Source organism: Candidatus Eisenbacteria bacterium, assembly GCA_016235265.1.
Classification (GTDB): Bacteria; Eisenbacteria; RBG-16-71-46; order RBG-16-71-46; family JACRLI01; genus JACRLI01.
This window is the reverse complement of record JACRLI010000015.1, coordinates 148,085-161,064: the sequence shown is the minus strand read 5'-3', so window position 1 is coordinate 161,064 and position 12,980 is coordinate 148,085. Positions and strand designations below refer to the sequence as shown.

General features: G+C 73.9%; 13 protein-coding genes. All 13 read left to right on the top strand.

Features of this window, described 5'->3' with window-relative positions; genetic code table 11:
- The first annotated feature begins 4 nt into the window (after nt 1-4).
- On the top strand, nt 5-1,291 hold the full coding sequence (locus HZB25_08870; GenBank protein ID MBI5837344.1) for a SpoIIE family protein phosphatase: 1,287 nt from the start codon (nt 5-7) through the stop codon (nt 1,289-1,291).
- Complete coding sequence (locus tag HZB25_08865; protein ID MBI5837343.1) at nt 1,288-1,755, top strand: ATP-binding protein; 468 nt, start codon at nt 1,288-1,290, stop codon at nt 1,753-1,755. Before HZB25_08870 ends, HZB25_08865 begins: the two co-directional genes overlap by 4 nt.
- Before the next feature lie 31 nt (nt 1,756-1,786).
- Nucleotides 1,787-2,107, top strand: coding sequence for an STAS domain-containing protein (locus HZB25_08860; protein MBI5837342.1), 321 nt, complete (start codon nt 1,787-1,789; stop codon nt 2,105-2,107).
- Nucleotides 2,108-2,109: 2 nt separating this feature from the next.
- A complete protein-coding gene (locus tag HZB25_08855) occupies nt 2,110-4,128 on the top strand; it encodes a HEAT repeat domain-containing protein (GenBank protein MBI5837341.1) in 2,019 nt (672 codons plus the stop codon).
- Nucleotides 4,129-4,255: 127 nt separating this feature from the next.
- Entirely contained in the window at nt 4,256-5,677 is a 1,422-nt protein-coding gene (locus HZB25_08850) for a hypothetical protein (protein ID MBI5837340.1), read from the top strand.
- Nucleotides 5,652-7,064, top strand: coding sequence for a sigma-54-dependent Fis family transcriptional regulator (locus tag HZB25_08845; protein MBI5837339.1), 1,413 nt, complete (start codon nt 5,652-5,654; stop codon nt 7,062-7,064). Before HZB25_08850 ends, HZB25_08845 begins: the two co-directional genes overlap by 26 nt.
- A 178-nt stretch (nt 7,065-7,242) precedes the next feature.
- Nucleotides 7,243-7,659 (top strand): response regulator, encoded by a 417-nt coding sequence (locus HZB25_08840; GenBank protein MBI5837338.1) that lies wholly within the window; start codon nt 7,243-7,245, stop codon nt 7,657-7,659.
- Nucleotides 7,660-8,493: a hypothetical protein gene (locus HZB25_08835; GenBank protein MBI5837337.1), complete on the top strand. Its 834-nt coding sequence runs from the start codon at nt 7,660-7,662 to the stop codon at nt 8,491-8,493.
- 22 nt (nt 8,494-8,515) lie between these two features.
- A complete protein-coding gene (locus tag HZB25_08830; GenBank protein MBI5837336.1) occupies nt 8,516-8,905 on the top strand; it encodes a response regulator in 390 nt (129 codons plus the stop codon).
- 10 nt (nt 8,906-8,915) lie between these two features.
- Complete coding sequence (locus tag HZB25_08825) at nt 8,916-9,230, top strand: sigma-70 family RNA polymerase sigma factor (GenBank protein MBI5837335.1); 315 nt, start codon at nt 8,916-8,918, stop codon at nt 9,228-9,230.
- Complete coding sequence (locus tag HZB25_08820) at nt 9,227-10,354, top strand: tetratricopeptide repeat protein (protein ID MBI5837334.1); 1,128 nt, start codon at nt 9,227-9,229, stop codon at nt 10,352-10,354. Before HZB25_08825 ends, HZB25_08820 begins: the two co-directional genes overlap by 4 nt.
- Complete coding sequence (locus HZB25_08815) at nt 10,351-11,499, top strand: PAS domain-containing protein (GenBank protein MBI5837333.1); 1,149 nt, start codon at nt 10,351-10,353, stop codon at nt 11,497-11,499. Before HZB25_08820 ends, HZB25_08815 begins: the two co-directional genes overlap by 4 nt.
- Nucleotides 11,496-12,911: a sigma-54-dependent Fis family transcriptional regulator gene (locus HZB25_08810; protein ID MBI5837332.1), complete on the top strand. Its 1,416-nt coding sequence runs from the start codon at nt 11,496-11,498 to the stop codon at nt 12,909-12,911. The genes HZB25_08815 and HZB25_08810 overlap by 4 nt, the downstream gene beginning before the upstream one ends.
- The last annotated feature ends 69 nt before the right edge of the window (nt 12,912-12,980 follow it).

Genomic DNA, 12,980 nt, shown 5'->3' with positions numbered 1-12,980 from the left:
GCCGGTGCTCCAGGCGATCAAGGTGGCCGCGCCGGCCGTGGACGACCGCGCGGAGCTGGAGCTGGGCCTGGCGCGCATCCGGGAACTCACGGATGTGGCCGCGCTGCTCACCTCCACCTTCGACCGGGACCAGATCCTCAGCACCCTGATGGACGCGGCCCTGCACATGGCGGGCGCCGAAGTGGGCTGCCTGTGGCTGGAGGCCGAGACCCCGCACGCGCGGGTGGCATGGGGCCTGGAAGGGGACGTGCTGGAGCAACTGCGGCTCCAGGGAGGCGAGACCGTTCCCGAGTGCGTCACGCGGACCGGGGAGATGGTCTGGTCGCCGGATTGCCTGCACGACCCGCGCTTCCAGAGCGTGCCGCAGGGCGTGAGCCTGGAGTCGCTGGTCGCGGTTCCGCTGCGGCACAAGGGTCACGCCCTCGGCGCGCTGGTGATCGCCAACCTGGCCTACGAGGGCCTGGATGCCGCGGCCGCAGACAGCCTGGGCGCGCTGGCGGGCCTGGCCACCGTGGCCATCGAGAACGCCCGGCTGCACCAGGTGGACCTCGAGAAGCAGGCGCTCGAGCGGGAGCTGGGCATCGCCCGGCAGGTCCAGATGGCGCTGCTGCCCGGCCGCGAGCCGGAGGGCACCGGCATCCGCTGGGCCACCGCGTACTTCCCGATGGGCAAGGTGGGGGGCGACTACTTCGATTTCGTGCGCGGCCCGGGGGGCGCGGCGGGGGTGGTGGTGGCGGACGTCTCCGACAAGGGCGTGCCCGCGGCGCTGTTCATGGTGGCCACGAGAAGCCTGGTGCGCCGCGAGGCGGCGCTGCACTCGGACCCGGCGGGCGCGGTGCGCGGCGTCAACCTGGCGCTGTGCGAGGACACCGAGCGCTACGCATCCGTGTTCGTGACGCTCTTCTACGGGCTGTACGAAGCCGCCACGCGGACCTTTCGCTACGCCAACGCGGGGCACTGCCCGGCGCTGTGGCTGCCGCGCGAGGGCGAGCCGGCCTGGCTCACCGCCCGGGGCGGCGTGCTGGGCCAGTTCCCGGAGATGACCTACGTGGCCGGCGAGGTGACGCTGGCGCCGGACGATCTCCTGGTGTTCTACACCGACGGGGTGACCGAGGCGCACGGCCCCGACGACTCGCTCTTCGGGATGGAACGGCTGCTGGCCACCGTGCGCGCCGCGCGCGGGCTGCCGGTGAAGGAGCTGGCCGCGCGCATCGTGGAGGAGGTCCGGCTGTACGCGGGGCCCGGGGGCGTCTCGGACGACCTGACCGTGCTGGTGGGGAGGGCGGAGTGAACCGCGACGCCGGCCGCCTGGGAGCGGCGCAACACTGGTTCCGGGTGGAACTGCCCAGCGACCCGGCCATGCTGCCGTGGGTGAGCCACGGTCTGCGGACATTCCTCCGCGCCAGCGGGTGGAGCCGGAGGGACACCTTCCGGATCGACCTGGCGGTCAACGAGGCGATGCACAACGCCATCACGCACGGCAACAGCCGGCGGGCCGACCGCACCGTGGAGCTGGTGGTGAGCGACGTCGAGGACGGCGTGTGGTTCGACGTGGTGGATCGCGGGAACGGCTTCGACGTGGGCCGCCTGCAGTCCGTCACCGAACGCAACCGCGAGATGCTGGAGGGGGGGCGCGGGGTGGCGTTGATGCTGCGGCTGATGGACAACGTGGAGGTGGTCCGCGGCCCGGGTGAAAACCGGGTCCGGATGTGGAAGACGCGCCCCGGCGCAATGGAAATGCGCAAGGCCGGGTGACCGGCAACCCCGAAACCCCAAGGAGCGGGAGATGACACTGAAGAAATCGCAAGTGCCCAACGGAGTCGTCCTGGAGGTCTCGGGACGCCTGGACGGCGAGGCCGGCAACCTCCTCGTGGAGGAGATCTCCGCGCTGGCGCAGTCCGGGCTCCACGTGGCCATCGACCTGCGGGCGGTGCCGTTCGTCAACAGCGCGGGGCTGGCCTCGCTCATCACCTGCCTCAAGCGCTGCCGGGAGCGGCGCGCCACGCTGCGCCTGCTCTCGCTGCAGCCGCAGGTGCAGGAAGTGTTCGAGCTGACCCAGCTTTCGCACGTCTTCGGCATGCACCGGTCCATGGACCAGGCGGCCTGAACGTGACCCCGGGCAGGGACATCCCCGGCGTGATCGCCGGTTCGGGCCCGGACATCGAGCAGCTCCTGGCCGAGGCCGGGAGCCCCGAGGACCGGGTGCGCCGGCGCGCCGCGTCGCGGCTGGGCCTGTGCCGGGATTCCCGCGCGGTGCCGGCGCTGGTGGGCCTGCTCTCCGATCCGCGCCAGAGCGTGCGGGAGACCGCCGCCGAGGCGCTGCGCATGCGCGGGGGCCAGGACACCGCCGCCGCGCTGGGCGGGCTGCTGGGATCCAACGACCTGGGCCTGCGCAACCGCGCGGGCTCCGCGCTGGCCGGCCTGGGTGAGCACGCGGTGGGCGTGCTGGTGGGCGCGGCCGCCGCGGCCGAGCCCAGCACGCGGAAGTTCGCGCTCGAGCTGATGGGCGAGGTGCGCGACCCGCGGGCCGCCGCCACGCTGGTGCACGGGCTGCGCGACCCCGACCCCAACGTGGCCTTCGCGGCCGCCGAGTCGCTGGGCAAGTTCCGCGGCGCCGAGGTGGCCACCCACCTGATGGACGTATTCCGCGAGCGGCCCGAACTGCGCTGCGCCCTGGCCGAGGCACTCGGCCGCCAGGGGGACCCGCGCGCCGTGCCGCTGCTGCTGGAATCCCTGGACCACGACGACCTGATGGTGCGCTTCGCCGCGGCCAACGCGCTGGGCCAGGTGGGCTCGCCGGACACCCTGCGCCCGCTGATGTCGGGCTACCGGGGGGCGCCGGCGCCGCTGCGCCACGCCATCATCCGCGCCGTGAGCCGGCTGCTCGAGAAGGGCCCGGTGGGCGAGGCCGCCGACGGCTCCCTGGACTTCATGGTCCCCGACCTGGTGGACGCCTCCGGGTGCGAGGAGTGGGACATCCGCCTCGCGGCGCTCCGCGTGCTGGCCCTGTGCCCGCCCTCGACGGCGGTCACCGCCGTGCTGGCGGCGCGGCTGGAGGACCCCGTGGAGGAGATCCGCAACCAGGCCCGGCGCGCGCTGGAGCGCACCCCCGACGACGTGGTGCCGCACCTGGTGCGCGTGGCGCGCGAAGCCGGCGTGGCCGCCCGCTGCCTGGCCCTGGAGATGCTGGCTTCGCACTCCGACCCGCGGGTGGTGGAGGCCATGTCCGAGCTGCTGTCCTCCGACGACGAACGGCTGCGCGCCGCCGCGGCGCTGGCGCTGGGCCAGTGCGGCCGGGATGGCGACGGCGCCCCGCTGGTGGCGCTGCTGGCCGATCCCATCCCCGCGGTGCGCGCCTGCGCCGCGCGCGCCCTGGGCTGGCTCCGGGTTCCGGAGGCGGCCGCGGCGCTCCGCGCCCGGCTTGACGATGAAGCGCCCGAGGTGCGAGAGTCCGCGCTCGGGGCGCTGGTGCTGCTCTCCGGCGACGACGTGGTGCGCAGCCTGAACGAGGACCTGCACCACCCCGACCCCGAGCGCCGCCGCCTCGCGGTGTCCGCGCTGGGTTTCATCGGGGACGAGGCGGTGCTGGAGCCGCTGCTCGAGGCGCTGCACCACGGCGACGAGATGGTCCGCCAGTCGGCGGCCGTCTCCCTGGCGCGGCTGCGCGACCCGCGGGCGCTGGAGCCGCTGCTCCCGGTGCTGCGCGATCCGGCTGCCGGGGTGCGCCAGTCGGCGCTGCAGGCCCTGGCGGCGATTGACATGAACGCGGTGTTCCCCCAGCTCACGGGCATGCTGGAGGATCCGGATCCGTGGGTCCGCTACCATCTCGTGAACACCCTCGCGGGGAGCGGCCACCCGGGCGTGCCCGACCTGCTGGTCCGCGCGCTGGGCGATCCCGCCACGGTGGTGACCGTGGCGGCCGCGGGGGGGCTGGGCTCCCTGGGGGTGCAGGAGGCGGTGCGGCCGTTGGTCGCGCTGCTGGAGCGCCCCGAAGAGGACCTCGTGCGCGCGGCCATCACCGCGCTGGGCCGGATGGGCGGCGAAGAAGTGCGCGCCGCGCTCGACCGCGTCCGCGCCGAACGCCCGGAGTGGCGGGAGGTGGTCGACCTGGCCAGTTCCTTCCCCTAGAGGCCAACCGTGTGAGGGGCCCGTGACCGAACGCCGTCCGTCCGTCCCGAAGCCCCGAGCCTCCCGCAGCGCCCGCAGCGCCGTCCCGATCCCCGTCCCCGCCCCGGCCCGACTCTTCGAACCTGTCATGGATCTGCTGGCCCGAGAACGCGGGGTCACCGCATTCGGCGTGGCGTGGCGCCTTCCCGGCCTGGCGCCCGCGCTGGCGCACCGCCGCCTGGACGCCGCCGGCCGCCGCGCGCTGCGCGCCGCCCTGGCGGAGACGGTCCCCGGCTCCGGCTCCCCGTTCCCACTGCATCGGCCCTCGGACCCGTGGCGCGCGTGCGTGCTGCTGGTGCGCGTGCGGGCCGCGCTGCCGCCCGGCCGGCGCGCCGCGCTCCGGCGGGTGGCCGCGTCCGCCGCGCGGTCGGCGTTCGAGACGTGGGACGCCGCGCGGCGCGCGCACGCCTGGGCCGTGGCGGGCGCGCTGCTGGAGGAGGGTCTGCTCACGGTGGCCGGCGACGGCGCGGTCACCGCGGCCAGCGATTCGGCGGCTCACATCCTGGGCGTGCCGGCGGCCGGCCTCGTGGGGCTCCCGCTCGCGGCGGCCCTGGGCCAGGACGCCGGGTTCCCATGGCCCCTGGCGCCGGGGGTGGCCCTCGAGGTGCGCGCGCCGCACCCCACCGGACACAGCCTGGCGCTGGTGCTGCGCGCGGTTCCGCTGGGCCGCGGTGCGGGCCACGCGGTGGTGATCTCCGACCGCAGCCAGGAGCGCCGCGCGCAGGAACAGGCGCGCCGGCGCGACCGCCTGGCGGTGCTGGGCGAGCTCTCCGCGGGCGTGGCGCACGAGATCCGCAATCCCCTCGCGGGCATCGCGACCAGCGCGCAGGTGCTGCGCAACCGGCTGGAGGAGGGCGACGACCGCCGTCGCTTCCTGGACGTGATCCAGGACGAGGTCAACCGGCTGGACAGGATCGTTTCAGGGTTGCTAGACTACGCGCGCCCCTGGACCCTCACGCTGCGGCGCGTCTCGCTGCCGGACTGCGCGCGCAAGGCGCTCGCACTGGTGGCCGACGCCGCCGGCCGGCAGGGCGTGGTGATCGAGTTCCAGGAACAGGATCCGCTGCCCGAGGTGTTCGCCGACGGCGACCAGCTCATCCAGGTGTTGCTCAACGTGTTCCGCAACGCCCTCGAGGCCATGCCCCGCGGCGGCAAGCTCACGCTGGATGCGCGCCTCGCGGAGAGCCCGCCGTTCATCCGCCGCACCGGCGGGCGGCGCGCCGAGGACAGCCTGCTGCCGCAGGGTCCGCCGGCGGCGGCGCGCCCGGTGGTGCGCCTGCGGGTGTCGGACACCGGCGAGGGGATCCTGGCCGAGCACCTGCCGCGCCTGTTCGACCCGTTCTTCACCACCCGCGCCACGGGGACCGGGCTGGGCCTCGCGATCTGCCAGTCCATCATTCACGAGCACGGCGGCAGCATCTCCGCCGAGAGCACCCCCGGCCGGGGCACCACCATCACCCTCGAGCTGCCCCTGGAGAAGCGCCATGGCCAGAGAAGAAAAGACGGATGACAGCCCGCGCGTCCTGATCGTGGACGACGAGGAAAACTTCCGCGCGATGCTGACCGAGCACCTGCGCGACCAGGGCTACGGGGCTTCCGCGGTGGGCAGCTCCGCCGACGCCCTCGAGTCCCTGGCCCGCGACCCGCACGACGCGGTGCTGCTCGACATCCGCCTGGGGCGCGAGAACGGCATCGAGGTGCTCCGCAGGATCAAGCGCGACTTCCCCGACGTGGAGGTGGTGATGGTGACCGCCTTCGGCAGCGTGAACCTGGCGGTGGAGGCCACCAAGCTGGGCAGCTTCGACTTCGTGGAGAAGCCGCTCAACCACGACCACTTCGACATCGTGCTCAAGAACGCCACGGCGCAGGCGGGGCTCCGGCGCGAGGTGGAGCGCATGCGCGAGGAGCGCCGGCGGGAGGCCCCGCCGGGCGACTTCGTGGGCCAGAGCGCCGTGCTGCAGGAGATCCGCGACCAGATCGCCAAGATCGCCACCGGCGGCCGCTCCACCGTGCTCATCCAGGGCGAGACCGGCGTGGGCAAGGAGCTGGTGGCGCGCATGGTCCACTGGGCGCGTGAAGGCGACGCGGGGCCGTTCGTGGTCCTCAATTGCGCGTCGCTGCCCTCCGAGCTGCTGGAGAGCGAGCTGTTCGGGTACGAGAAGGGAGCGTTCACCGGCGCCGCCGGCCAGAAGAAGGGGCTGCTGGAGCTGGCCTCCGAGGGCACGCTGTTCCTGGACGAGATCGGCGAGATGACCCTGCCGCTGCAGGCCAAGCTGCTGCGGGCCATCGAGACCAAGACCTTCCGCCGCGTGGGCGGCACCTCGGACGTGAAGGTGGCCACGCGCATCATGGCCGCTACGCACCGCGACCTGCTGGCGATGAAGAGCGAGGGGAAGTTCCGCGAGGACCTGTACTTCCGGCTGATGGTGATCCCCATCCGGGTCCCGCCGCTGCGCGAGCGCCCGGAGGACGTCCTGCCGATCGCCCGCCACCTGGTGGCGGTCCTGAACCGCGAGATGGACCGCAACGTGGAGGGGGTCGCCCCCGACGCCGAGTCGGCCCTGGTGAAGTACCCCTGGCCGGGCAACGTGCGGGAGCTGCGCAACGTGCTCGAGCGCGCGATCCTGCTGCACAGCGACAAGGTGATCCGGCTCTCGGACCTGCCCCCCGAGGTGCGCTCGGGCTCGGCGGCCCCGGCCGGCGGAACGGGCTTCCGCCTGGGCAACGGGCAAGGCATCCCCACCATGGCGGACGTGGAGAAGATGGCCATCGAGTTCGCCCTGGGCAAGTGCGGAGGGAACAAGACCAAGGCCGCCGAGGCCCTGGGGATCTCGCGCCAGACCCTTCGGACCAAGCTCAAGGACTACTGCCTGGCCGGGGTGGAGGACGACGGCTAAGAATCTGCCGACCCGGGCGGGTCCCACCCGCCGGGGCGGAAGCATTTTCCGGGGGGCGGCAAAACCGGCCGCCCCCGCTGCATTTGAGCCGCTTGCCGCGCAAGCAGTTACAGCCCTCCTCCAAACCCGCACCCAACCCCGAAATCTGGCACAGGCATTGCCTTAGCGCTGCTGGACGCTGGCATCCGGACTTCCCCGGGGCGGGCTGGCCAACGCGAGTGGGGGCAACCTGAGAGTTCTGATCGTCGAGGACGAGCGCGCCACGGCCTGGGCCCTGGCGGAGCGGCTCGGGGAGGAGGGATTCGCGGCCGTGACCGTGACTTCCGCGGAACAGGCCCTGCGGGTGCTGCGGCGCGAGCCGTGCGACCTGGTGATCGCCGACCTGCGGCTGCCCGGCCTGGGGGGCGTGAACCTGATTCGCAGGCTGGCGCGGCGCAAGCGCGCCGTGCCCGCGATCGCCATCACCGCGCACGGCACCCCGGCGCTGGTCCGCCAGGTCATGGGGGCGGGCGCGGTGCAGTGCTTCCTGAAGCCCTTCCGCGTGGAACTGCTGGTGGAGGGGGTGCGGCAGGCGCTGGCCCGGGAGCCGGGCTAGATGTTCGTGCCGGTGATCTCGCCGCAGCGCCTGGTGGCGCCACCCGAGGACTGGGGGGCCCTGCGGGACTTCATCCACGAGAGCACCGGCGTGCACTACGCCGACCCGCGGCTGCCGCTGCTGGTGGAGCGGCTCCAGGGCCGGCTCAAGACGGTGGACGCGCAGGGCGCCCACGACCTGCTGCTGAGACTCAAGTACGACGAGACGGGGCAGGAACTGCGCCAGCTTCGCGACCTGGCCGCGCCCCACGAGAGCGGCTTCTTCCGGGAGGCGGAACAACTGGACGCGCTGGTCGAGGAAGTGCTCCCGCCGCTGGGCGGGGAAGGCCCGGTGAGGGTGTGGAGCGTGGGGTGCGGGGCGGGCGAGGAGGCGTACTCGCTGCGGTACCGGCTGGGGCAGGACGACGCGGTGTCGGAACGGGGCCTGGAGGTGCTGGGTTGGGACCTGTCGGAGCGGTGCGTCGCCGACGCCCGGCGCGGGGAATACCGGGGCGCCGCGGTGCGCGACGTGCCCGAAACCGTGAAGCCCCAGCTGTTCGAGGACCGCGCCGGCATGCTGCGGGTGCGGGATCGCTGGAGGCAGGGTGTGAGCTTCGAGGCCGGGAACCTGCTCGAGCTGGAGCCGGGGGAGCGGGCCGAGCCCGACGCGGTGTTCTGCCGGAACGTGATGATGTATTTCTCCGAGACTTCGCGCAAGCGCGCCGCCGCGGTGCTCTACGAGTGCCTGCGGGACGGCGGGTTCCTGTTCCTGGGCAAGGCCGAATCGCTGCACGGCGTGAGCCGCGCGTTCCGGCCGGTCACCTTTCGCCGAGGCCTCGGGTACCGCAAGGATTAGCACATTCACCCAAGAGGTGGTCATGTCCCAGCTGGTTCTCGTCGTCGATGATTCCCCGACCACGCGCAAGTTCATCGCGTTCAGCCTGCGCCTGATCGGTTGCCGGGTGATCGAGGCGATGGACGGTCACGACGCCCTCGAACAGCTGGCCCGGAACCCGGAGACGGCGCTCATCTTCACCGACCTCAACATGCCCAACATGGACGGTCTCTCGCTGCTGCGCGCGGTGAGGGGCTCCGCCGCCTTCGCCGGCGTGCCGGTGCTGGTGCTGACCAGCGAGCAGGACGAGCCGGTGCGCAACCAGAGCCTTCAGGCCGGGGCGGAGGACTACCTGGTGAAACCGTTCAGTTCGGAACAGGTCCAGCAGTGCGCCCAGAAGTACCTGGACGGCCTGCGGCGGACCGGTACCTAGGAGGGACCCGATGTTGTCCGTGGAATCCCTGCTCGGCTGGCTGCCCGGGAGATCGCCCGCGGCCCACCCGCCGCTCACCCCGGACGCGCAGAGCACCGCGCGCCGCCTGATCGTGGACACGCTGCCGCGGCTGGACGAGAAGCGGCGGCTGGTCCTGGCGCTGCACTACTACGAGGAGCTCTCGGCCGGCGAGATCGCGCGCACCCTGGGCCTGCCGGAGCGCGAGGTGGAGAGCCTGCAGCGCGACACCGTGGCCATGCTGGCGCGCGAGATCGAGCGGCGCCTCGAACCGCCGCGGCCCGCCCGGGCCGCGAGGAAGTCGTGATCCACCCGCCCCCGGGCGCGGGGCGCGCACTGCTGGCGCTGGCGTGCGCCGCGGCGCTGTGCGGGCCGGCGCCGTCGGCGCGGGCCGGCGGCGGGGACGCGGTGCTGCGCTTCCGCGGGCCGCGTCCGCAGAAGGTCTGGGAGCTGGGCTCCCCGCCACGCGTGGTGCTGGACTTTCCCGCCGACGCGAAGGTGGAGGCGGATCCGGGCGCGAATCGCCTGCGGCGGGCCCAGGTGCGCGACCTCGATGGCGCGCACCCGCGCCTGATCCTGGAACTGCCCCGGAGCGCGCCGTACTGGGTGAGCTGGAGGGACTCGGCCGGCGTGCTGCTGCTGGCCGGCGGGCCCGCGCCGGCGCCCGCAACTCCGGCTTCATCCGTCGCGGGCCCGCGGTCCGGCGCCGCGCCCGCGACCGCCCGCGGTCGCTCCGCAGGCCCCGCCGCGATCCGCGCGCCCGCGCCGCCCCCGAAGTCGGGGGTCGCCGGCCGGCGCGCGCACGACACCCGCACGGTCACCTCCCGGGCCCCGGATGCACCGGTGCGCACCGCCCTGGCGCGCGGTGACGCCGTCGCGGCCGCCGCCGCGCTCGACAGCTGCGCCAGGTTCCTGTCGGCGGACTCGGCCGCGGCGCTGTACGCGCGGCTGGCCCTCCTGGAATGGGCGCTGCATGCCGCCCCGGATGGGGTGGAAGGTCACGCCCGCCGGGCGCTGCAGCTGGGCGCCGAGTCGGTGTCGCTGGACCTGCTGCTGGGCCGGGTGCTGGATCGCACCGGGCGCACCGACGAGGCGGCGCGCTGGTACCGGCGCGCCACGCAGATCACTCCGGACCCGGAATCGAAGGATGACGCGCGGCGGACCGCGTACTTCCAGTGGGCCGACGCCCAGTACCGCCTGGCCGGACCGGAGGACGCGCTCGCGGCCTACGTCGAGGCCATGGCCGCGTATCCCGCGGCCCCCGAGCGACCCTGGTCCTTGCACCAGTGCGCCAAGCTCGAGACGCGGCTGGGCCGGGCGCAGGCCGCCGCCGCCCGCCTGCAGGAGCTGGAGACGCACCACCCGGACGACTACTGGACGGCCCAGGCCCGCGCTCGCGCGGGCTCGGCCGCGCGGATGACCTCCCGATGACCGTGCTGCACCCGGGGACCGACTGGACCGGGCAGGCGGAGCTGGAACTGCGCCTTGCCCAGGACGAGGCCGAACTGTACGTGCTGCGCGACCGGTTGCGTCGCGTGCGCGAGGAGTCCGAGGGCTTCCACCTGTGGGTCGGCCGGGTGATGGAGTCCCTGCCGCTGGGCCTGGTGTGGAGCGACTCCTCCGGGCGCGTGCGCAGCATGAACCACGCCGCGGAGCGCATGCTGGGTGTGGGCCGCGAGGCCGCGCGGGGGCACGCGTACGCCGAGTTGTGGCCCGGCCACCCCTCGCCCGCGGACCGCCTGCGCGCCGGCGGACCCCGAAGCGAGGCGCTGGACCTGGGACCGGATTCCGGTCACCTCGACTCCGAGGTGTCCTGGGTGCGCGGCGTGCGCGGCGAGCCGCTGGGGGCCGTCGAGATCCTGACCGACCGCACCGAGGACGTGCGGCTGCGCAAGGAGCTGGAGGGCGCCCGCTCGCTGGCGGCGCTGGGACGGGTGGCCGCGGTGGCGGCACACGAGATTCGCAACCCCCTGGGCGGCATGTCCGGCTTCCTGGACCTGCTGGAGCGCGGGCTGGAACCGGCCGACCCCCGCCGGGCCTACGCGGAGAAGATCCGCTGCGGCATCCACGCCCTGGAGGACCTGGTCTCCGAATTCCTGGAATTCACGCGGCCCTTCGAGCCGCGCAAGGACCCCGTGGACCTGCGCGCGGTGGTGGAATCCGCGCTGGTGCAGACCGGTTCGCTGGCGCGCGAGCGCGGCGTGGCCCTGGTGTGGAAGCGACCGGGGGCCGCATTCACCCGCGGGGACGCGACGCGCCTGCAGGCGGCCGTGGTCAACGTGGCTCGCAACGCGGTGGAAGCCTCGCCCCGGGGCGGCCGGGTGCGGGTGGCCCTGATCCCGGGCGAGGCGCACCGGCTCACGATTTCCGACTCCGGCCCCGGCGTGGATCCCGCCGTGCGCGACCGGATGTTCGAACCGTTCATCACCGGCAAGGCGCGCGGCACCGGGTTGGGCCTGGCGCTGGCCGCCAAGGCCGCGCAGTCGCACGGCGGCGCCCTCGCGTACCGGGACCGGAAGCCGCACGGGGCCTGCTTCACCCTGACCCTGCCGTCCCTGCCTCCGGAGGACGCATGAAGCCGCGCGCGCTGGTGCTGGACGACGAGCCCCTGATGCGGGACTTCCTGGGCGAGACGCTGCGCGGCGCGGGCTACGAGGTGGTGGCCACGGGAGAGCCGGCGGAGGCGCTCGACGCCTGGCCCGCCTTCGCGCCCGACGTGGTGTTCCTGGACCTGCGCCTGCCCGGGACCACCGGTGTGGATGTGCTGCGCGAGGCCCGCTCGCGTGGCGGCAGCGGGGCGTGCGTCTTCCTGACCGCCTACGGCACGGTGGAATCGGCGGTGGCCGCGCTCAAGGAGGGCGCGGAGGACTACCTGCTCAAGCCGTGCTCGGCCGACCTCATCGAGCGCGCCGCGGCGCAGGCGCTGCGCGTGTCCCGGCTTCGCGGCGAGAACCGCCGCCTCAAGGAGCTGGTGCGCGAGAGCCGGGCCCACTCCGGCATCGTGGGCAACGACCCGGCGCTTCGAGCCGTGCTGGAGCAGCTTCCCGCGCTGGCCCGCAGCCGGGCCACCGCGCTGGTGCTGGGGGAGAGCGGGACCGGCAAGGAACTGGTGGCGCGGGCGCTGCACGACCTGGGTCCGCGGGCCGAGGGCCCGTGGGTCAGCGTGAACTGCGCCGCCGTGCCGGAGGGACTGCTGGAGAGCGAGCTGTTCGGATACGAGAAGGGCGCCTTCACCGGTGCCGGCGGCCGGCACCCGGGGCGCTTCGAGCAGGCCCACGGGGGCACGCTGCTGCTGGACGAAATCTCCGAGATCAGCCCCGCGCTGCAGGCCAAGCTGCTGCGCGTGCTGCAGGAGCGCGAGTTCTACCGCCTGGGAGGCGCCGAGCCGGTGCGGGTGGACGTCCGGGTGGTGGCCACCAGCAATCGCGACGTGCCCGCCATGATCGCCCGCGGCGCATTCCGCGCGGACCTCTTCTACCGCCTCAACGTGGTCACCGTGACGCTGCCGCCGCTGCGCCAGCGCGCCGGCGACATCCCGCTGCTGGCGTCGCACTTCGTGGCGCGTGTCGCGGCGGAGAGTGGCCGCGACGTGCGTGCCGTGAGTCCCGAGGCCCTCGAGGGGCTGCAGCGACATGCGTGGCCGGGCAATATCCGCGAGCTGCGGAACGCCGTGGAGCGGGCCGTGGTGTTCGCCCGCAGCGAGGTGCTGCAGCCGGCCGACTTCCGCCTGGACGAGCCCCTGCCCGCCCCGCACGGCACACTGAACCTGGACGAGCTGGAACGCTCCGCCATCCGCGACGCGCTGCAGGCCTGCGGCGGCAACCGGATGCGCGCGGCGGAGACGCTCGGCATCAGCGTGCGCACCCTGCGCAACAAGCTCCGCCAGTACCGCGAGGAGGCCGGGGCGCAAAACTTGCCGCCCGGGGCGGCAGAAATTGCCCACCGGGCCCGTCCGGCCGCCCAACCTGCCTTGAGGGTCGCCGCGTAACCCACCTTCCTGCTTGATCTTGTCGGAAATGCCCGGAGCCCCTCCGGGTGGCACGTGGATTGCGTTTTG

What these genes read in the sequence shown, in the direction of transcription:
- HZB25_08830 (MBI5837336.1), top strand. Translation starts at nt 8,516, where the DNA reads ATGTCCCAGCTGGTTCTCGTCGTCGATGATTCCCCGACCACGCGCAAG.
- HZB25_08850 (MBI5837340.1), top strand. Translation starts at nt 4,256, where the DNA reads ATGGATCTGCTGGCCCGAGAACGCGGGGTCACCGCATTCGGCGTGGCG.
- HZB25_08835 (MBI5837337.1), top strand. Translation starts at nt 7,660, where the DNA reads ATGTTCGTGCCGGTGATCTCGCCGCAGCGCCTGGTGGCGCCACCCGAG.
- HZB25_08825 (MBI5837335.1), top strand. Translation starts at nt 8,916, where the DNA reads ATGTTGTCCGTGGAATCCCTGCTCGGCTGGCTGCCCGGGAGATCGCCC.
- HZB25_08845 (MBI5837339.1), top strand. Translation starts at nt 5,652, where the DNA reads ATGGCCAGAGAAGAAAAGACGGATGACAGCCCGCGCGTCCTGATCGTG.
- HZB25_08815 (MBI5837333.1), top strand. Translation starts at nt 10,351, where the DNA reads ATGACCGTGCTGCACCCGGGGACCGACTGGACCGGGCAGGCGGAGCTG.
- HZB25_08810 (MBI5837332.1), top strand. Translation starts at nt 11,496, where the DNA reads ATGAAGCCGCGCGCGCTGGTGCTGGACGACGAGCCCCTGATGCGGGAC.
- HZB25_08860 (MBI5837342.1), top strand. Translation starts at nt 1,787, where the DNA reads ATGACACTGAAGAAATCGCAAGTGCCCAACGGAGTCGTCCTGGAGGTC.